13 protein-coding genes are annotated in these 21302 nt (G+C 58.9%); 6 read left to right on the plus strand and 7 right to left on the minus strand.

Annotated features, from left to right (window positions below; genetic code table 11):
• The first annotated feature begins 39 nt into the window (after nucleotides 1-39).
• Genes polA through WJU23_RS05815 form a run of 4 tightly spaced genes read left to right on the plus strand, consistent with a single transcriptional unit; the run spans nucleotide 40 to nucleotide 6057 of the window.
• Nucleotides 40-2955 (plus strand): DNA polymerase I, encoded by a 2916-nt coding sequence (polA, locus tag WJU23_RS05800; protein ID WP_346331596.1) that lies wholly within the window; start codon nucleotides 40-42, stop codon nucleotides 2953-2955.
• Nucleotides 2956-3007: 52 nt separating this feature from the next.
• Entirely contained in the window at nucleotides 3008-4072 is a 1065-nt protein-coding gene (locus WJU23_RS05805) for a hypothetical protein (protein ID WP_346331597.1), read from the plus strand.
• Nucleotides 4073-4084: 12 nt separating this feature from the next.
• Nucleotides 4085-5614, plus strand: coding sequence for a molybdate ABC transporter substrate-binding protein (modA, locus tag WJU23_RS05810; protein ID WP_346331598.1), 1530 nt, complete (start codon nucleotides 4085-4087; stop codon nucleotides 5612-5614).
• Between the two features lie 11 nt (nucleotides 5615-5625).
• Nucleotides 5626-6057, plus strand: coding sequence for a rhodanese-like domain-containing protein (locus tag WJU23_RS05815; RefSeq protein ID WP_346331599.1), 432 nt, complete (start codon nucleotides 5626-5628; stop codon nucleotides 6055-6057).
• Between the two features lie 5 nt (nucleotides 6058-6062).
• On the opposite strand, the gene WJU23_RS05820 is transcribed toward WJU23_RS05815, so the two are convergent.
• From WJU23_RS05820 to WJU23_RS05830, 3 genes are all read right to left on the minus strand, one after another.
• The gene (locus WJU23_RS05820) at nucleotides 6063-6929 is read right to left on the minus strand and encodes a pirin family protein (RefSeq protein ID WP_346331600.1); all 867 of its coding nucleotides are present in this window, start codon (nucleotides 6927-6929) and stop codon (nucleotides 6063-6065) included.
• A 38-nt stretch (nucleotides 6930-6967) separates the two neighbouring features.
• Nucleotides 6968-7450, minus strand: coding sequence for a VOC family protein (locus WJU23_RS05825; protein WP_346331601.1), 483 nt, complete (start codon nucleotides 7448-7450; stop codon nucleotides 6968-6970).
• An 83-nt stretch (nucleotides 7451-7533) separates the two neighbouring features.
• Nucleotides 7534-8976, minus strand: coding sequence for a DASS family sodium-coupled anion symporter (locus WJU23_RS05830; protein ID WP_346331602.1), 1443 nt, complete (start codon nucleotides 8974-8976; stop codon nucleotides 7534-7536).
• Nucleotides 8977-9075: 99 nt separating this feature from the next.
• Here WJU23_RS05830 and WJU23_RS05835 point away from each other — a divergent pair, with 99 nt between their 5' ends.
• On the plus strand, nucleotides 9076-10443 hold the full coding sequence (locus WJU23_RS05835) for an arylsulfatase (protein WP_346331603.1): 1368 nt from the start codon (nucleotides 9076-9078) through the stop codon (nucleotides 10441-10443).
• A 439-nt stretch (nucleotides 10444-10882) separates the two neighbouring features.
• On the opposite strand, the gene WJU23_RS05840 is transcribed toward WJU23_RS05835, so the two are convergent.
• The gene (locus WJU23_RS05840) at nucleotides 10883-11836 is read right to left on the minus strand and encodes an alpha/beta hydrolase-fold protein (RefSeq protein WP_346331604.1); all 954 of its coding nucleotides are present in this window, start codon (nucleotides 11834-11836) and stop codon (nucleotides 10883-10885) included.
• Nucleotides 11837-11879: 43 nt separating this feature from the next.
• Entirely contained in the window at nucleotides 11880-12689 is an 810-nt protein-coding gene (locus WJU23_RS05845; RefSeq protein ID WP_346331605.1) for an acetylxylan esterase, read from the minus strand.
• A gap of 85 nt (nucleotides 12690-12774) precedes the next feature.
• Between WJU23_RS05845 and WJU23_RS05850 the strand changes: the two genes are divergently transcribed.
• The gene (locus tag WJU23_RS05850) at nucleotides 12775-13134 is read left to right on the plus strand and encodes an MmcQ/YjbR family DNA-binding protein (protein ID WP_346331606.1); all 360 of its coding nucleotides are present in this window, start codon (nucleotides 12775-12777) and stop codon (nucleotides 13132-13134) included.
• Nucleotides 13135-13224: 90 nt separating this feature from the next.
• On the opposite strand, the gene rpoC is transcribed toward WJU23_RS05850, so the two are convergent.
• Together rpoC and rpoB are read right to left on the minus strand one after the other, a co-directional pair.
• Nucleotides 13225-17373 carry a DNA-directed RNA polymerase subunit beta' gene (gene rpoC / locus WJU23_RS05855; RefSeq protein ID WP_346331607.1) on the minus strand — a complete coding sequence of 1383 codons (4149 nt, stop codon included), beginning with the start codon at nucleotides 17371-17373 and terminating at the stop codon, nucleotides 13225-13227.
• A 49-nt stretch (nucleotides 17374-17422) separates the two neighbouring features.
• A complete protein-coding gene (rpoB, locus tag WJU23_RS05860; RefSeq protein WP_346331608.1) occupies nucleotides 17423-21277 on the minus strand; it encodes a DNA-directed RNA polymerase subunit beta in 3855 nt (1284 codons plus the stop codon).
• Nucleotides 21278-21302 lie beyond the last annotated feature (25 nt).

Consider the following 21302-nt stretch of genomic DNA (forward strand, 5'->3'; position numbering starts at 1 on the left):
TTATTCGTCATTTTCCATTCCCCTGCTAGCCTTCACCCAATGTCCAAACGTCTCTTCCTGCTCGATGGCATGGCGCTTCTCTACCGCGCCCACTTTGCTTTCATCAAAAATCCCATCCGCACAAGCGACGGGATGAACACCTCCGCCCTCTACGGCTTCACGAACACCCTGCTGGACATCATTAAAAACTGGCAGCCCACGCACCTCGCCGTCGTCCTGGACACCTCCGCCCCCACTCCCCGGCACGAGATTTTCCCCGAGTACAAAGCCCAGCGCGAGGAGATGCCCGAAGATCTCTCCCTCGCCATCCCGCAGATCCACCGCCTCTGCGCGGCCATGAACATCCCCCTCCTCACCCGCGACGGGTACGAGGCCGATGACATCATCGGCATCCTGGCCAAGCGCTCCGAAGGCAAGGACTACGAAACCTTCATGGTCACGCCGGACAAAGACTTTGGCCAGCTCGTTTCGGAAACCGTCAAAATCTACAAACCCGGCCGCCAGGGCAGCGATGTCGAGATCCTCGGCGTCTCAGAAGTCTGCGCCCGCTGGGGCATCGAGCGCCCGGAGCAGGTCGTGGATATCCTCGCCCTCATGGGCGACGCGGTGGACAACATCCCCGGCATCCCAGGCTTTGGCGAAAAGACTGCCACTGCCCTTATCCAGCAATACGGGAGCCTGGAAAACCTGCTCAACAATGCCGACAAGCTCAAAGGCAAGCAGAAGGAAAAGGTCGAGCAGAATGGAGACAAAGCCCGCCTCTCCTACCACCTCGCCACCATCATGCACGATGCGCCGCTGGAGGTGGAACTGGACAACCTCGCCGTCCGTCCACATGACGACGAGCTGCTGAAAGGCCTCTTCACCGAGTTCGAGTTCAACGCCCTCGGCAAGCGGATGTTTGGCGATGAATTCAAAGCCGGGCGTGGTCGCCAGCTCGCCAAAGACGCCGCCAGCGCCGCATCTGCATCCGCTTCTTCCGACCCCGCTTCCGGCGACCTCTTTTCCATGGAGGAAACCACCCAGCAGACCTCCCATAACCTGCGCACCATCGCTGATACCGAGCACGCCTACCACCTCGTCCGCACCCCGGAAGAGCGCACCAATTTCATCGTCGAGCTCCAGGCCCAGCCCCGCTTCTGCTTCGACCTCGAAACCACCTCCCTGGACCCCCGCGACACGCAGATCGTCGGCATCGCCTTCTCCTGGAAGGCCAACGAAGGCTGGTTCGTCCTCTTCCCTCGCGACAAAGCCCAGGCTGCCGCCGTCCTGGAGGAATTTCGCTGCGTCTTCACCAATTCCGCCCCCGCGCCGGAGTCCATTTCCGCCCCCTGGGATAGCGGCGACGATACCGCCCTTCCAGTGTCACCTCTGCCCGCAGGCATTGAGAAAATCGGACATAACCTCAAGTTTGACCTCAGTGTCCTCCTCGCCCACGGACTTGAAGTCACCGGCCCGTTCTTCGATACCATGCTCGCTCATTCCTTGATCGAGCCCGACCAGCGTCATGGCATGGATTACCTCGCGGAGTCCATGCTCAGTTATACCCCCGTGCCCATCACTGCCCTCATCGGCACGGAAAAAAACGACCTCTTCAGCCAGTCCACCATGGCCGACGTCGCCGAGGCCGATCCGCAAAAGATCACCGACTACGCCGCCGAGGACGCCGACATCACCTGGCAGCTTGCCGAAAAACTCCGCCCCCTGCTTCCCGTCCACGGTGCCGAGCGCGTGTTTTATGAGATCGAGTGCCCCCTCCTTCCCGTCCTGACCAAAATGGAAAACGAAGGCGTCGCCATTGATGTGCAGGCGCTACGCGAATTCGGCCTGGAGCTTGAAAAACGCGCCAATGAAATGCACCGCCGCATTCAGGAAGTCGCCGGCGGCCCCTTCAATCTCAACAGCCCCAAGCAGCTCGGCGAAGTCCTCTTTGACCGCCTCAAGCTGTCCGACAAACCCAAGAAAACTTCCACCGGCCAGTACCAGACCAATGAGCAGGTCCTGCAATCTCTCGCCGGTCTGCATCCCATCATCGCCGACATCCTCGAATATCGCGAGGTGACCAAGCTGAAGAACACCTATGTGGACACGCTACCTGGCACAGTTTCCAAAGTCACCGGCCGCGTCCACACCACCTTTCATCAGCTCCTGGCCGCCACCGGCCGCATGGCCTCCAGCAACCCGAACCTGCAGAACATCCCCATCCGCTCGGATTCTGGGAAGGAGATCCGCAAAGCATTCGTGCCTGGGCAGCCCGGTCATGTTCTCCTCAGTGCCGACTACAGCCAGGTGGAGCTGCGCGTGATGGCCGCCATCAGTGAAGACCCCGCCATGATTGAGGCCTTCCAAAACGGTCACGACATTCACCAGGCGACCGCCGCGCGCGTCTATGGAGTGCCGCTGGAGGGAGTGCTTCCGGAAATGCGCCGCACCGCCAAGATGGTCAATTTTGGCATTATCTACGGCATCAGTGCCTTTGGCCTGTCGCAGCGTCTCGGCATCCCGCGTAGCGAGGCCGCCACCATCATTGAGAACTACTTCAAACAGTTCCCCGGCATCCACAAATACATGGACCAGATCGTCCAGGATGCCAAACGCTACGGCTATGTCGAGACCATCACCGGCCGCCGCCGCGTCATCCGCGACATCACCAGCGGCAATGCCAGCATCCGTGGCGGTGCCGAGCGCATGGCCATGAACACCCCCATCCAGGGCACCGCCGCCGACATGATCAAGCTCGCCATGATCCACGTGGACAAAGCCCTCACCCGCAGCGGCCTCAAAACCAAAATGCTCCTCCAGGTGCACGATGAACTCCTCTTCGAAGTCCCCGAAGACGAAGTCCCCCAGGCCAAAGAAATCATCCTCACTGAAATGCGCAACGCCCTCTCCCTCGGCGACGTCCCTGTGGAAGTGGATGCAGGCACCGGCAGTAACTGGCTCCAAGCTCATTGAGGCCGCAGCCCCTGCAACTTTCCTCCTCCGACCTTCGTTGACGCCAGGACGCATGCCTTTCCGCCTCGTCATCCTCAGCTTCGTTCTGGCCGTCTCCACCGCCAGTGCCTGCACCATCCCGGTCTTCCGCTTCGCTCTGGACCGCTGGGAAGCGGACCCGTTCCATCTCGTCCTCCCTCCGTCCACATCTCAGGACCCCGCCGTCAGCGACCTGCTGCGTCCCCTCCGTGCCAACGGCAAGGCCAACCTCACCATCACCTCCGCCCCCGCAGCCACCATCTCGGAACTCAAATACTCTCGCGAAAGCGACCACCTCGTCTGGTCCGGCGACCTGAATGCCCAGACGCTCCCTGCCCTGCTCGATTCCCCTGCCCGCCAGCAGATCCTCCAGCACATCCTCGCCGGCGACTCCGTCGTCTGGGTCATCGCCGAAGGCGGCACCGATGCCGATGCAGCAGAAGCCGACCGCATCGAAAAGCGCCTCCGGTTTCTCGAACAGGTCGCTGCCCTGCCCGTGCAGAACCCCAATGATCCCGACAGCCAGCTCGGCCCCGGCCCGCCCTTGCTGCTGAAGTTCACCACCCTGCGCCTCAACCGCAATGACCCTGCCGAGCTGCCCCTCATTCAAATGCTCGCCGGGCCTAACCAAAAGGTGGACCCCAAGACCACCAGCTTTGCCGCCGCCGTCTTCGGCCGTGGCCGCGTCCTCGGAGCCTGGCCCCTGACGGATCTTGACGATGCCTCCTTGGAGGATGCCTGCATGTTCCTCGTCGGTCGCTGCTCCTGCCGCGTTAAAAATGAGAACCCCGGCTGGGACCTCCTCATGAATGTGGACTGGGAAAAATCCCTCACCGAGGTCAAAGCCACCCTCGCCAGCGCCCCCACCGTTGACATTGCCGAACCAGAAGTGCAACCACCAGCTCCCTCCATGGTGCCAATTACCGTCACCACACAGCCGCCTCCTGGTGCTCCATCCACCAGCGCCGGTGATCCAAACATTTGGATAGGTTCCTCACAGGATGACACGTATTTTATTGGTCTAAACAGGCCATTGCTCACCGGCATCGGCGCCTTTGTCCTGACCCTCCTCGCCTTCCTACTCCTCCGGAAAAAATAACCCCTCCTCGCCATGTTCCGAAAACTTCTCGCCATTGTCCTGCTCATCGCCGCCGGAGGACTGGCCTTTTACAGCCTGCGCACGGAATCATCTGCCTCAGGGAAGTCCCTCACCGTCTATTGCGCCGCCGGGCTGAAGAAACCGGTGGAAGCCATCGCCACGCAGTATGAAAAAGACACCGGCACGTCAATCGCCCTCCAGTTCGGAGGCACCGGCACCCTTCTCAGCCAGCTCCGTGTGGCCAACCGGGGAGACCTGTTCATCGCTGCGGATGACGCGGCCCTGGCCGATGCCCACAAGCTGGAAGTCACCCGGGAAGTCCTGCCCCTGGCCGTCCAGCATCCCGTCATCGCGGTTGCCAAAGGCAATCCCAAAAACATTCGCACCCTGGCCGATTTGGAAAAGCCGGACATCCGACTGGCCCTGACCAACCCGGAGGCCGCCAGCAACGGCAAGATTGCGCAAAAAATCCTCGGTGCCCGCTGGGAAGTCCTGGCCAAAAAAGCCGCCGTCATGAAACCCACTGTGACGGAAATCGCTGCCGATACCAAGCTTGGGGCCGTGGATGCCGCCCTTGTCTGGGACAGCACCGTCCCCCAGTTTAAAGGGCTTGAAGCAGTCAAAATCCCCGAACTCTCCACCCATGAAGAAAAGGCCAGTGCTGCCGTGCTGAGCAGCGCTGTTTCCTCCGTTGAAGCCCTGAAATTCGCCCGCTACCTCTCCGCCCCGGAAAAAGGTGGCACCCTCTTTAAAGAGCATGGCTTCCAGGCCGCAGGCGGTGATGCCTGGGTGGTGAAACCCGAACTCGTCCTCTACAGCGGCGGCGTCAACCGGCCCGCCATTGAAAAGCTGGTCCAGGACTTCGCCACCCGTGAAGGCATCAGCATCACCACCGTTTTCAACGGCTGCGGTATCCTCTGCGCCGCCATGAAGACCATGGAAGACAGCAGCAGCTCCAATTACCCGGATGTCTATTATGCCTGCGATGTCTGCTTCGTCCCGCCCGTGGCTGAAAACTTCCCGGAGGCCGTCCTGCTGACCGAGGCCGAAATCATCATCGCCGTGCCAAAGGGCAATCCCAAGAATATCAAGACCCTGGCCGACCTCGCCCGCCCCGGCCTGCGTGTCGGCATCTGCAATGCTGAGCAGTCCACCCTCGGCTTCATGACCCAGGGCATATTGAAGTCCATGAACCTGTTTGAGAGCGTCAGCAAAAACGCCTCCAGCCAGGTCCCCACTGGCGACTTCCTGGTCAATCAACTGCGCACCGGCTCCCTCGATGCCGCCGTCGTTTACCACATCAACATCCAGAACGAGATCGAGCACTTCGAATCCATCCCCCTGCCTGCCGACAAGGCCAAAGCCATCCAGCCCTTTGCCGTGCGGGTGAATTCCCCACGTCGTCAGCTTGGTTACCGCCTGCTGGCCTGGCTGAGGGCTAACCAAAAGAGCTTCACCGATGCCGGATTTGTCTGGCGTGGTGATGCTCCCGCCGTGAAAAGCAGCGAACTCGAGATTCCCGAATGGCTTCAACAGCGCTAAGCTGTCAGACAATGCGTATCCTTCTCCCGCTGCTCGGTCTCGGCTTCTGTCTCATCGGCTGCAAACCTGCGCCTGCCCTCCGGGTGGACCTGGAGCCACCCGCCGTCATCCTGCCCGCCTCAGTTCAGGAGTTCTCCCCCGCCGAAGCCGCTGCCTGGATGACCGAAAACCCTGGTGCCCTCATCCTGGACGCACGCATGGCGGAAGAAGTCACCCGCGAGGGAAAACTCCCCGGCTCCCAGCATCACGATTATCTCAAGCCCACCACCCAGGAATACCTGGCCACGCTGGACCGCCAAAAACCCTGCCTCATCTACTGCGCCCTCGGCGGCCGCTCCCGCCGCCTGGCCGTGCAGATGCATGAGCTAGGTTTCACCCGTCTTGCGGTTCTCAAAGACGGACTGAATGCCTGGCAGACAGAAGGCCGCGCTGTCGTCAAGTAAGTGCTTCAGTGTTCCAGATCTCCCATCTCACCACGCTCAAACTCCTCAAAGGCCGCTTGGATCTCCTCCATTGTGTTCATCACAAAAGGACCGTGACCCACCACAGGTTCGTTCAGCGGCTCACCATCCATGACCAGCAGCCTAGCCTCAGCGCGGGCATGAATGACGACGCGGTCGCCCTGCCGTTTGAACATCACCAGATCCGCCTCCCGTGCCTGGCCCTCATCATTGACCAGCAGTTCCCCCGCCAGCAGCAGCAAGGCAGTGGTATGGCCATCGGGCACCGGCAGTGTCACGGTCTTGCCTGCGCCCAGAGTTACGTCCCAAAGCTGGATCGGAGAGAAAGTCTGCGCACTTCCGGCATGACCGTCAAACTCCCCAGCGATCACCCGCAGGCTTCCGGCATCATCAGGTAAGGCTACGGAAGGGATGTCGGCTTTGAGCAAAGTTTGGTAGCGGGGAGGGGTGCCTTTGTCCTTCGCCCGCAGGTTGACCCAGAGCTGCACCATCTGCAAGGTTCCGCCCTGACGGGTGAATTCTTCCGAATGGAACTCCTCATGGATGATCCCCTTCCCGGCCGTCATCCACTGCACATCCCCCGGGCCGATCTTGCCGCCGCCGCCGCTGGAATCACGGTGCTCCAGTTCCCCCTGATAGGCGATAGTGACGGTTTCAAATCCCTTGTGCGGATGCGCCCCCACTCCCCGCTTCCCCTTGCCAGGGGCAAAGAGATGAGGGGCGGCATAGTCGAGCAAAAGAAACGGGCTCAGTTCCCGGCCCAGTCCGTTGTAATCAAAAACCGAGCGGACCGGAAAGCCGTTGCCCACCCAGTGCATGGCGGAGCTGTGTTGAATGCGTTGAATCGTTTTCATATAAGATGATCGTCAGGTGTGAAGCGTGTGGATTTGATTTAGGCTTGGATCAGGGACTCAAGGTCCAGGTGACGCGAATACATGGCCAGGCTGCCGTCGGCATTGCGCGGCCATTCGGATTCGGGGCGGTCCCAGTAAAGCTCGACGCCGTTTTGATCCGGGTCGCGAAGGTATAAGGCCTGGCTCACGCCATGATCGGATGCGCCATCCAGGGGAATGCCCGCCGCCTGGACCCGGCGAAAAGCATCCGCCAGAGCCGCGCGGGAGGGATAGAGGATGGCGGTATGGTAGAGACCGGTAGAGCCAGGCGGCGGTGGAGATCCGCCCCGGCTTTCCCAGGTATTTAGAGCGATGTGGTGATGATAACCGCCTGCGGAAACAAAAGCTGCTTCCTTGCCGTAACGCTGCGTGACGGTGAAGCCGAGCACACCCGAGTAGAACTGAAGCGCCCGCTCCAGGTCCGCCACCTTCAGGTGGACATGGCCGATACGGGTTTGAGGGTGGAGTGGCTCGGGGTTCATGACTACAAAGTGCATCTGAACTGAGGTTTATAAAATGCCAGAACGTTGGCCTCAGCATGTGCCAGGCTTGGTCTAGGGGCCTTTTACTTCAGCACGCCCCAGAAGTTCATGATGAAGCCACCTGTAAGAACGATCAGAACGGCGGCGGTGAGGCTGATGAGGATGGCGGTGCGGGCCATCTCGGCGGAGGTGAATTCACCACGCGCATAAGCGAGAGCATTGGGCGGGGTGCTGATGGGCAGCATCATGGTCATGGAGGCGACCATGGCAATGCTGAGAGCCATCTGCACGGGATGCAGACCACCTCCCGCGACGGCGGTGGCGGAGGAGATGCCGAGGGGAAGGAAAAGATTCGCCGCTGCGGTATTAGACATGAAGGTGCCCACCACCAACGTCGCGGCGACGAGGACGGTGAGCAGCCAGATGCCGCTGCCGGAGGTGGGAAGGAAGGTGGAGATCATCTGGTCCAGCCCCGTCATCTGCATGCCCATGCCCAGAGAGATGCCACCGGCGATGAGAATGAGGATGCGCCATTCAAGACGACCGAGATCCTCGCGCGTAAAGACTCCTGCCCCGGTCAGAACAATGGCGGGAAAAAGGGCCACCACGGAAGCAGGCAGGCCATGCCACTGGTCGCTCATCCAGAGCAATACCGTGATAGTAAAGACGCAGACCACCAGCCAGCCACGGCGGCTCAAGGGCTCACTGGTGAGCTTTAGACGAAGGCCTGAAGCCACAGGCTTGTATAGCCGGTAAAGCAGCCACCAGGCAAACAGGGTCAAAAACACGGCCAATGGGATGGCGATGAGCATCCAGTCCAGGAAGGTCACCGCATGCCCGGCATCCGCCAGAAAGCCGACGGCCACGGCATTGGGCGGCGAGGAGATGGGGGTGCTCATACCGCCGATGTTGGCGGAAAAGGCGATGCCCAGGAGCAGGGCTTTGCGGAAGGGCTCGCCTGGCGGAAGGGCGGCCAGCAAGGGCGTGGCCAGCGCCAGCATCATGGCGGCGGTGGCGGTATTGCTCATCCACATGCTGAAGATCAGGGTGACGAGCATCATTCCCAGCAGCACCTGCCGGGGTTTACCACCAAACGGTTTTAAAAGGATCAGGGACATGGAGCGGTCCACACCTTCATTGACGGCGGTCTGAGCCAGGACAAAACCACCGAAGAACAGCAGCAGTACGGGATCTGCCGCTATGTTAAAGATGTCCCGGTAAGAGGGTGATTCACCCGATTCAAAACCCAGGCCGGGCCAGTTTCCTGGGTTGGCCAGAAGCAGGGCTTCAAGACCGATGACCAGAAGAGAGGTGGCGAAAAGGGGGATGGCTTCAGTCACCCACAGGAGGAGTGCAAGAACGAAGATGCCTGACATGAATCCAGCCTCACGAGGAGCCGCACCCGTGCTGATGAGGCCCCAGGAGACAGCGCCCGCAAGGACGAGGGCGGTGATGGCGATACGCCAGGAGGGAGCACCATGCGGCAGCAAGCTGGCAGGAGCGGGAGTTGGCTGGGGGGCTGGCATCAGTGTTTTTATACCCAATCTTATGGATTGGCCATGAGCTTCCTTGGCTGGGGAAAATTGACTGTCAGATTGGGGCATCCTGCCCGTTTCAACAGGCTCATGAAATCTGCGCGCCTCCTTTCATTTGCCCTTTCCCTTCTGCTGTCGTTTATCCCGGCCCTGGGGGCTGAGCGGCCTAACATGATCTTCATTCTCTGTGACGACCTGGCCCAAGGGGATCTGGGCTGCTATGGGCAGAAGCTGATCCAGACGCCTAACCTGGACAAGATGGCAGCGGAAGGGACAATGTTTCCGCAACTGTATTCAGGCACGAGTGTCTGCGCTCCATCACGCAGCTCTCTGATGACGGGTATGCACATGGGCAACTGCCCCATCCGGGCCAACCGGGAAGTGCAGCCGGAGGGCCAGATGCCGCTGCCGGAAGGCACGCTGACGGTGGCGCAGGTTCTGAAGGAGGCAGGGTATGCAACGGCCTGCATGGGCAAGTGGGGGATGGGCATGTTTGATACTCCCGGCAGTCCGCTGAAGGTGGGGTTCGACCACTTTTATGGTTACAACTGCCAGCGCCATGCGCATAGCTACTTCCCCACCTACCTTTGGAATGATGACCAGAGAATCCCGCTGGACGGGAAGACGTATGCGCAGGAACTCATCGCCCAGGATACGCTGAACTGGGTGCGCAAACAGGCCGACAAACCCTTCTTCCTTTTCTATGCCATCACCCTGCCGCATGGCAAATTTGAGATTGATGACCAGGGCCTTTACAAGGACAAACCATGGACCGAGTTGCAGAAGAACTATGCGGCCATGGTGACGCGGCTGGACAGCGATGTGGGCCGCCTGATGGACCTGCTGAAGGAACTGAAGGTCGATGAGAAAACGCTGGTGATTTTTTCCGGTGACAACGGTGCCTCATTTGCGCCGGACTCCGAGGTAGGGAGCTTGTTTGACCAGTCCATGGGCGGCAAGCTGCGGGGCTACAAACGAGGGTTGTATGAAGGCGGTCTGCGTGAGGCCGGGATCGCCCGCTGGCCCGGTAAAGTGCCTGCCGGGCAGGTGAATGAAGCGCCGTGGGCTTTCTGGGATTTCCTGCCAACTGCGGCAGAACTGGCGGACGCCAAACTGCCTGCGAATGCGCCCAAGGACGGTCATTCCGTAGTGTCGCTGCTCAAGGGCGGCGAGGCACCGGAGCGAGAGTACTTTTACTGGGAGCTGCACGAAAAAGCGTCCATTCAGGCGCTGCGGTTTGGAGACTGGAAGGCTGTTAAAAACGGGCCGATGAGCCCAACAGAACTCTATGATCTGAAGACGGATCTGAGTGAATCCAAGGACGTGGCGAAGGATCATCCGGAACTGGTGGCGAAGGCGGAAGCGATGATGAAAGTGGCACGCACCGAGGATCCCAACTGGCCGATGGTGCAGAACCGCGCGGGCAAAGGCAAGGGCAAGAAAAAGGCAGCGAAGTGAACCCCGTCCATTGCAGGAAGCAATGCATCGTTGCCGTTTTCCATGCACTTTGCAGAGAATTCAATGGTTAGACTCGTGGTGATTTTTACACAATTGATTTGTAATCAACAGATTACGAATACCTGACTCATTGTGGCATCGTCTGTGCACTAGCAAAGCTATCCAGTCGTCTCCGACAACTTGCCGTTTAGCACCGTGAAAAGCGGCAAGTTGTAAGTTTCGATTGGTAAATTTTCAAAACCCTTTCGTCGCTCCGTGCCTGTGGGTCAGCCTGATTTGATTCGGGAGATCTTTCAAAGCTGCCCCATGGGCCGGACCGGCGACTCCTAACCCTCTTGTCTTTCCATATAGCCATGATTTTCGACCTCGCTTTGATCGTCGCGCTTTCTGGAGTTTTTGGCATTACAGCAGCCTATACGCTGACCCCTTGAGGAGAGGTTTATTTCGCGGATGATGCCGGGCGGTACTTGTCAAAGGTCTGCTGATGATGACGCATGATATCATCGCCCTTCACTTCATAACTGCCGGTGGCGGTATGGGCCACATCGAGAATGGAAAGAAAGGTATGCTCAACGCCAAGCTCCTTGAGATAGGCCGAGTACTTGAGATTGTATTCGTAATTGAAGCACTTGGTGCCGTCCCAGATGAGGATGCTCAATGGCAGGCGGTCGGATTTTGAAGCGTATTCCTTGGCCAGATCCCAGGTATTCGTGCCGACCGGAAGGAAACGTAGGCTAGGAGATTCATACCCGTCGTTTTCCTGGATGACTTTTTCCGGTTTATAGCCTGAGCCGCCAGGGGCGACGGAAAGAAAGAGCTGCGGATAACGGAACATCATGCGGGTAGTGCCGCGGCCGCCCTGGGAATACCCTTCGAGGGCACGGCCTTCGCGGGTGCCCCAGGTGCGATAAGTCGCGTCTATGTGAGGGATGACCTCGTTGACGAAGACGGATTCACCCAGGCCGTGCTTGATGTCCGGCATGTCATACCAGCTCACCGGGCCGCCATTCGGGAAGATATATAGGGTGGGTTCGATGATGCCTGCAGCGATGGCTTTATCCACGTATTCAGCCAGCCGTACCGCCTTATTCTCCGCACCGGGGCGGCCACCGTGGAGATGATAAACGACGGGGTACCGCCCTTTTCCCTCTTCATAGCCGGGAGGGAGGTAAATGTAATATCCGACATCGATACCCATGGAGGGACTTTTGAAGGTGGCATGCCTGACACCAGACGGAAGAACTTTTTTAGCATACTCCTGGTTAGCCATCGGTGCGACCCAGCTAAAGGGGCTGCTTTTGGCTGGAGCGGCTTTGGATGCCTTTTGTGTCTGGGCAGGCAGCAGGCTGGCGGAAGCGGTGAGAAGGATGAGAATAAAAGCGGTACAGCGCATCAGGGGTGAACGGCGGCGGATGACCGATCTTCCGCGAAGATGCTCACGGTGCCGCAGTGGCTCCGCCTTTGGCATGCTGCTTGAAAAACTTCACGATGAGCGGCGGGGTATCCTTGCGGTATTCGTGGCCCCCTGGATGCAGTGCGGTGACGACGGGATGCCCGGTGGCGGAGGGATAAAGGGTGCAGTTTTCATCCTGGTCCCAGGCGCGGCCTTTGCCGCACTGGTTTAGGCGGATGAGCGAATCAATGGTGACTTTCTGCCAGGCAAATTTGACCAATGGATCGTTCTCGCCTGCGATGTGCATGACGGGTTTGGGCTTCAGCAACGGGAGGGTCTTGGAGGCTGCGGAGGCTGATGGGGCCATGGCGGCAAAGACATCCCCACGGGCCCCCCATAGCAAGTAAGTGAAGCCGCCGCCATTGGAGTGGCCGGTGGAATAGATGCGGTTGGCATCCACTTTGTAATCGGCTTTGAGGCTGGCGAGGACGGCATCGAAGAATTTCAAATCGCGGTCATCCTGATCTCCAAGACCGTGCTGCCAGCCAGGCTTTTTGCCTTCAGGATCGGTCAGGCGGCCAGGGGTATTTAAGCCCTGCATGTAAACGACCAGAGCCTCTGGCCAAAGGGCAGGAAAAGGAAAGGTACGGACGGAATTTCGCATATTCCCCCCATGACCGTGAAAGGCAAAAATGACCGGGGTGGTCTCCTTGGCAGCCTGCGGCGGGATGTAAAGGAGAGCCTCACGTTTGACACCATCCACCATCCAGTCCCGCGGGGTGATGACGGGGTCTGCGGCATGCAGGCTGATGCTGAGGATGAAGAGCAGCAGAAGAGGAACCAGTCGTTTCATGACGGCATCAAACCCCGCACGAATGAAATAGTTGTGATGGAAGATGCTGGCAGGTCAGGGCATTTTGAGGTCCATTTTCCATGTCATGACACTCGCTGACTTCTGTGCTCACTGCCTTTCCCTGCCCCATGTGGAGGAGACGACGCCCTTTGGCCCGGATGTGCTGGTGTATAAAGTGGCGGGAAAGATGTTTGCCCTGGCCACCCCGGATGATTACCCGCCCTCAGTAAACCTGAAATGTGAGCCAGAACGGGCCATTGAACTGCGCGACCGGTATGAGGAAATCCAGCCAGGGTATCACATGAACAAGCGCCACTGGAACACAGTGATGCTGGAGGGCCGGCTGCCGGAAAAGCTGTTGAAGGAACTCATCCACCATTCCTATGAACTGGTGGTGGCAGGGCTGCCAAAGAAAACGCGGGAGGCGCTGGCGGCAGATGGCTGACGGGGGGAGAATCTGCATCATACGCCATACCTCACCACAAAAAACCCCTGTCTGGCATGGCCGGACAGAGGTTTTTGAGGAGGTTACAGATCAGGCCTGCATGAGGTCTGCATCCTCTTCCTGCTCGACGACGGGAGACTTCTCAGTCTCGACGATGTCAAAGTTGCGGTGGCTGATGAAGCCGGTGCCCGCAGGAATGAGGTGACCCATGATGACGTTTTCCTTGAAGCCACGGAGGTAATCCGATTTCGCCAAGGTGGCGGCTTCGGTGAGAACACGGGTGGTGTCCTGGAAGGAGGCGGCGGAGATGAAGGACTCGGTTTCGAGGGAGGCCTTGGTGATGCCGAGGAGGACGGGTTCAGCCTCTGCAGGCTTGCCACCTTCTTCGGACACACGCTCGTTCTCACGCTCGAACTCCGTGCGGTCCACCTGGTCGCCCCAGAGGAACTCGGTATCGCCCGTGTCCGTGATCTTCACTTTGCGCAGCATCTGGCGGATGATGATTTCGACGTGCTTGTCGTTAATTTCCACCCCCTGGGCGCGGTAAACTTCCTGCACTTCGTTCACCAAATGCTCGCGCAGGGCCTGAGGGCCAAGAATCTCGAGGATCTCATGCGGGACAACGGGGCCGTCGGTGAGCTGGTCACCTTTGGTCACGATGTCGCCATTGAAGACGAGGATGTGCTTGCTGCGGGGAATAAGATGCTCTTCCTGCTGGCCGGTCTTCTGGTCGGTGACGATGACGCGGCGCTTGCCACGGACGAGGCCGCCGATTTCAACGGTGCCGTCAATGCGGGCGATTTCGCAGGCGTCCTTCGGCTTACGAGCTTCGAAAAGCTCGGCCACACGTGGGAGACCCCCGGTGATGTCCTTGGTCTTGCTGGCCTTACGAGGGGTCTTGGCAAGCGTGGTACCGGCCTCGACCTTCTCGCCGTTCTTCACGTTGATGTGAGCCCCGGCAGGGATGGTGTAGCTGGCGAGGACTTCGTGAGTCTTGGCATTGGTGACGACCACCTGGGGGTGAAGGTCTTCCTTGTGCTCAATGACGACGGTTTCTTCGTTGCCGGTGGATTCGTTCTTCTCCTTGGTGAAGGTGATGCCGGCGATCATGTCGCGGAACTCGATCTTACCTGCCTTCTCGGTGATGATGGGCATGTTGTAAGGATCCCAGGTGGCGACCTGCTCACCCTTCTTGATGGTAGAGCCATCAGGCTTGGCGATAATGGCGCCGAGCATGAGCTTGTGGCTTTCCAGCTCGCGGCCGTCTTCATCAATGATGGAGAGGATGCCGTTCTTGGTCAGGGCGATCCACTGGCCTTCCGGTGTCTGCACCATGCGCATGTCGGAGATCTTGAGGATACCAGCATTCTTCACATTGATGAAGGGCTGCTTGAAGCTGCTCATGGCGGCACCACCGACGTGGAAGGTACGCATGGTGAGCTGGGTTCCAGGCTCGCCGATGGACTGGGCGGCAACGATGCCGACGGCTTCACCGATCTTCACCAGGCGGCTGGTGGCGAGGCTGAGGCCGTAGCACATGGCGCAGCAGCCGCGCTTGCTTTCGCAAGTGAGCACGGAGCGGATCTTTAGCTTCTCCACACCGATCTTGGTGAGGTGGGCGGCTTCCTTTTCCAGCACAAGCTGGTTGGCGGCGATGATGGTTTCCTTGGTAACAGGATCGTGGATGGTCTCACAGCTTGTGCGGCCATAAACGCGGGTCTTGAGGTCCACCACTTCTTCATCACCCTGATAGATGGAGGCGAGTGTGATGCCATTGACGGTGCCACAATCGTTTTCCGTGACGATGACGTCCTGGGAAACGTCCACCAGCTTACGGGTCATGTAACCGGAGTCAGCCGTCTTCAGAGCCGTATCCGCGAGCCCCTTACGGGCACCGTGGGTGGAGATGAAGTATTCGAGCACGCTGAGGCCTTCACGGAAGTTCGAGGTAATCGGGCGCTCAATGATCTCACCGGACGGCTTGGCCATGAGACCGCGCATCCCTGCGAGCTGCTTGATCTGCGTCTTGTTACCACGGGCGCCGGAGTTCACCATCACGTAAAGCGGGTTGTGGAACTTCTTGCCGTCGTTGTACTCCAGGGTGCGGAACACTTCGTCAGCCGTCTGGTCACCAACCTGGGTCCAAACGTCCACGATCTTCTGGTAACGCTCACCATGGGTGATGAGACCACGACGGTAAAGTTTTTCCACGTCTTCGATCTCCTTGTAGGCGCGCTCAAGGCCGACCTTTTTGGCGGTCGGGATGACCATGTCGGTGATACCGATGGAACAGCCGGAGCGGGTGGCTTCGCGGAAGCCGAGGTTTTTCAGGCGGTCAAGGCAGGCGACGGTTTCCTTCTGTCCGACGGTCTGGAAGCAGCGCCAGATGATGTCCGAGATCTGCTTCTTGCCGACGGTGTTGTTGATGAAACCGAGCTTCTCAGGCCAGATTTCATTGAAACGCACGCGGCCTGCGGTGGTCTCGATGAAGGTCTTGGTCGGGTCGCCGAAAGGACGCTTGGGCTGCTGGTAGTCCGGGTTAAGATAGCGGACCTTGTCATTGACGCCCAGGCCGCCTTCATCAAGAGCGAACTCGACTTCGGCAGGATCACTGAACATGGGCAGGCGGTCCGGTGCATCAGACTTCTTGGCCTTGGAATCCGGAGTGGGGAACTCGCGAAGGTAGGTGAGGAAGTAGCAACCCAGAGGAATGTCCTGGGAAGGCGTGGTGATAGGCTTGCCGCTGGCTGGGCTGAACAGGTTGTTAGGTGCCAGCATGAGCAGGCGGGCTTCCAACTGGGCCTCGACAGAAAGCGGGACGTGCACGGCCATCTGGTCACCATCGAAGTCGGCGTTGTAAGCCGTACAAACGAGGGGGTGGACGCGGATGGCATCACCTTCAATCAGCTTCGGCTCGAAAGCCTGGATGGAAAGGCGGTGGAGGGTCGGCGCACGGTTCAGGAGAACCGGGTGTCCGCGGGTCACTTCGTCCAGAATGTCCCACACTTCAGGAGTGCGGCGCTCAATCATCTTCTTGGCGGAGCGAACGGTGTGCACCAGGCCCATCTCTTTGAGACGGCGGATGATGAACGGCTCAAACAGGACGAGAGCCATCTTCTTGGGAAGACCGCACTGGTTCAGGGTGAGCTCAGGACCGATAACGATGACGGAACGTCCGGAGTAATCCACGCGCTTGCCGAGAAGGTTCTGACGGAAGCGGCCAGACTTGCCCTTGAGCATGTCGGAAAGGGACTTCAGCGGGCGGTTGCCGGCACCGGTGACAGGGCGGCCATGGCGGCCGTTGTCAAACAGGGCGTCCACCGCTTCCTGAAGCATGCGCTTCTCATTACGGATGATGACGTCCGGAGTGCGAAGCTGAAGGAGGTTCTTGAGACGGTTGTTACGGTTGATGACACGACGGTAGAGGTCGTTCAAGTCCGAGGTGGCGAAGCGGCCGCCTTCCAGAGGCACCAGAGGACGAAGGTCCGGTGGCACGACAGGAAGCACTTCCATGATCATTGCCTCAGGGCGGCTATGAGATTCGGCAAAGCCCTGGCAGAGCTTGAGACGCTTGGCCAGCTTTTTGCGGATCTGCTTGGAGCGGGTCTTGGTCATGGCCTCTTCGAGGTCCTTGATCGCATCCGTCAGATTGATCTGGCTGAAGATGTCGCGGATGGCCTCAGCACCCATGCCCACGCGGAAGGCGTCAGCACCGTACTGTTCTTCAGCTTCGCGGAGGTCCACCTCGGTCAGGAGCTGGCCGCGCAGCAGCGGGGTGCTGCCGGGATCCACGACCATGTAGTCTTCATAATAAATCACGCGCTCCAGGCTGCGGGCGGTCATGTCCAGCATGAGGCCGATGCGTGAAGGCATGCACTTGTAGAACCAAATGTGGGTGACCGGGACGGCCAGCTCGATGTGGCCCATGCGCTCACGGCGCACACGGGAGAGGGTCACTTCGACGCCGCAGCGGTCGCAGATGACGCCCTTGTGCTTGATGCGCTTGTATTTGCCGCAGGCACATTCCCAGTCACGGGTGGGTCCGAAGATACGCTCGCAGAAAAGGCCGCCCTTTTCCGGTTTGAACGTACGATAGTTGATGGTCTCAGGGTTCTTGACCTCCCCGTGGCTCCAGGACCGGATGCGGTCCGGAGAGGCGATGCAGATTGACACAGAGTCAAACTCCTCACCGGTGGGCTTTTCCCCGAAAATTTCTTTCAAGCTCGCGTCAGCATTCATAAGTCGTTAATTGATGCGTTAAAGGTTAATGGCTTGGTTCAGGGTTGGATCATGCACCGGCGGTGAAGCGCTCAATAGCCTCCACATCAGCGTCAATGTTGGCGCGTTTGTGAACCCGGACATCAAGGCCGAGGGACTGCATTTCCTTGATCAGCACGTTGAAGGATTCCGGCGTGCCGGCTTCAAGGGCATTGTCACCTTTGACGATCTGTTCATAGATGCGTGTGCGGCCCTGGACGTCATCCGACTTCACCGTGAGGAGTTCCTGCAGGGTGTAGGCGGCGCCGTAGGCCTCAAGGGCCCAGACTTCCATTTCCCCGAAACGCTGGCCACCATACTGGGCCTTGCCGCCGAGAGGCTGCTGCGTGACGAGCGAGTATGGACCGACAGCACGGGCGTGGATCTTGTCAGCGACAAGGTGGCCCAGCTTGAGCATGTAAATGTAACCCACAACGACATCCAGTGCGAAGGTATCGCCAGTGCGGCCGTCATAGAGGCGGGATTTGCCATTGAGGCCCATCCACTCATAACCGGGCTGCTTTTTGGCCTCCTGGATGTATTCCATGATCTTGGTCTCTGGAATGCCATCAAACACCGGGGTGGCAATGGTCATGCCCAGGGCCTTGGCGGCGAGGCCAAGGTGGGTCTCAAGCACCTGTCCGACGTTCATTCGGGAAGGCACGCCCAGAGGGTTCAGGACGATGTCAACCGGAGTTCCGTTTTCCAGGTAAGGCATGTCCTCTTCCGGAACGATGGTGGCGACGATGCCCTTGTTACCGTGACGGCCGGCCATCTTGTCACCGACGGAAAGCTTGCGCTTGCTGGCGACGAACACGCGGACCTGCTTGACGACGCCGTCTGCAGTGCCGTCTTCGCTGGTTTCAATGCGGTCCAGGTTGCGTTCGCGCTCCATGTCGGCATCGGCAAACTTCTGCTCGAAGGTCTGGATGATGTCGAAGATCTTGTTGCGGATCGGGCTTGGATCAATTTCCACCGAGTCGTAGCTCTCAGCGAGCTTGCGAAGGAGGGTCTTGGTGATCTTTTTGTTGGCACCGAGGATGATCTCGCCGGTCTGGCCGTTGACAACGTCCAGCGGGATTTTCTCGTTAAGCAGGATGTCGCTGAGCTTCTCAGTGAGCTGCTCAGTGAGGTCTTCCTTCTTGGCACGATAGTCTTCTTCGATCTGCTTGATCTGCTTCTTGGCTTCCGCCGGGGAAAGCTTCTCTTTGTCAGCACCATTGACGCCACCGCGCTGGGCGAGCTTGACGTCCATCACGATTCCGGTGCACCCGGAAGGCACACGCAGGGAGGTATCCTTCACGTCAGCGGCTTTTTCACCGAAGATGGCGCGCAGGAGGCGCTCTTCAGGGGCAAGCTCCGTTTCGGATTTCGGGGTGATTTTGCCGACGAGAATGTCGCCAGGCTTCACTTCCGCACCAACGCGGACGACGCCGTCCTGATCGAGGTTTTTGAGAGCCTCATCACCGACGTTGGGGATGTCCCGGGTGATTTCTTCAGGCCCAAGCTTGGTGTCACGGGCAATGACATCAAAATCCTCAATGTGAATGGAGGTGTAAATGTCATCCTTCACCACACGGCGGCTGATGACGATGGCATCTTCGAAGTTATAACCATTCCAAGGCATGAACGCGACGAGCATGTTCTTGCCGAGGGCGAGCTCGCCATTGTCCGTGCAAGGACCGTCAGCGAGGACATCGCCCTTTTTGATCTTCTGGCCGCGCTTGACCAGCGGACGCTGGTTGATGCAGGTGCCGGCGTTGGAGCGGCCAAACTTGCGGAGAGGATAGACATAGGTCCCCTTCTCCGTGTCAGTCTGGACGGACTTCATCGGATCAGCGAGGAACTGCTTGTCGCTGACAGGCAGGTTGCCGTCTTTAGTGATGATGATGACATCGGCAGTGGCGCTGGCCACGGTGCCGCTGGCATCGGCGACGATGACGGCGCGGGAATCACGCGCTGCCTTGCCTTCCATGCCGGTGCCGACGAGCGGCGCCTCTGCCTCCAGAAGCGGAACGCCCTGGCGCTGCATGTTCGAGCCCATCAACGCACGGTTGGCGTCATCGTGCTCAAGGAAAGGAATCAAGTTGGCCGCGATGGAGACGAGCTGCTTCGGAGACACGTCCATCAGGGTGGGCTTGCCTGGGTCCACTTCCAGGAAATCGCCGCGATAACGCACAGTCACCTTGGCGGAGCTGAAACGGCCCTTTTCATCCAGCACATTGTTTGCCTGGGCGATGTAATGATTTTCTTCCTGATCGGCGGTCAGGTATTCAATTTTGTCGGCGGTGACACCGTCTTTGACAGGACGGTAGGGGGTCTCAATGAAACCGAATTCATTGATCCGGGCGTAGGTGCCGAGGGAGTTGATCAGGCCGATGTTCGGACCTTCCGGAGTCTCAATCGGGCAGATACGGCCGTAGTGGGAAGGATGAACGTCACGAACTTCAAAGCCGGCGCGGTCACGGTTCAAACCACCAGGCCCAAGGGCGGAAAGACGGCGCTTGTGGGTGAGCTCGGCCAGAGGGTTGATCTGGTCCATGAACTGACTGAGCTGGCTGCGACCAAAGAAGTCACGCACCACTGCACTCAGGGCTTTTGGATTGATCAGCTTGGCGGGAGTCATCGTGTCCATGCTCACGTCGAACAGGGTCATGCGTTCCTTGACCAGGCGCTCCGTGCGGGCCAGGCCCACGCGGCACTGGTTGGCCAGAAGCTCACCAACGGCACGCACACGGCGGCTGCCAAGGTGGTCAATATCATCCAGGAGACCTTCACCGGCGCGCAGCTTGAAGAGGTAGCTCATGGCGCTGATGACGTCATTCGGGTCCAGAATTCGCATATCTGAATCGGTCTTCAGAGTGAGCTTCTGGTTGATCTTGTAACGGCCGACGCGGGTGAGGTCATAGCGCTTCGGATCAAAGAAAAGGCGCTTCACCAGGGCACGCGCATTAGGGATGGTCGGAGGATCACCAGGGCGGAGACGGCGGTAGATTTCCTTGAGGGCTTCATCTTCGTCCTTGGCAGGATCCTTGCGCAGGGAGGTGACGATGAGGTCGTCCTGGGAGGCCGTGATGACCTTGACGCTCTTGTGGCCAAGCTGGATGAGCTGGCGGATGACGCCAGCGGTCAGCGGCTCATAGGCACGGGCAACGATGAGTTCGCCGTCCAGGATGTCCTTGTAGAGGAGCTTTGTGGAGACTTCTTCTTCGCTGAGGTTTTCCTTCAGCTTCAGATCCTCAATGTTATAGAACAGCTTGAGGATGTCCTCATCGTGGGAATAACCAATGACACGGAGAAGCGTGGTGGCCAGGAACTTGCGACGACGACGGCGGCGGTCCAGGTAAACGTAGAGAAGATCATTCGTATCGAACTGGACTTCCAGCCAGGTGCCGCGGTCAGGAATGATTCGGAAACCATAGAGCCAGCGGCCGTTCAAGTGCTGGCTGCTTTCAAAGCAGATACCGGGGGAGCGGTGAAGCTGGCTGACGACGACACGCTCAGCACCGTTGATGACAAAGGTACCCCGGTCGGTCATGAGGGGGATTTCTCCCATGTAAACGCGCTCCTGCTTGGCACCGGCTTCATCGCGGAGCTCAAAGGTGACGTAAAGGGGGGCGCTGTAGGATTCCGCCTCGCGGATGGCTTCGAGGGCGGTCAGCTTGGGCTCGCCAATTTCGTACATGACGAAATCAAGAGTCATCTTGGCGTCATAGCTCTCAATGGGGAAAACTTCCTTGAAGACCGCCTGAAGACCGACTTCCTTGCGCTTGGAGGCGAGGATATTCTTTTGAAGGAATTCCTCATAGGAGCGGAGCTGAATCTCGATCAGATTCGGGGGCTCGGCGACTTCGTGAATTTTGCCAAAATTGGTGCGCTGGGACATAATCAGAGGTAAGGAGACGACGGGG

Origin of the sequence: Prosthecobacter sp. SYSU 5D2 (genome assembly GCF_039655865.1) — a bacterium.
Taxonomy (GTDB): Bacteria; Verrucomicrobiota; Verrucomicrobiia; order Verrucomicrobiales; family Verrucomicrobiaceae; genus Prosthecobacter.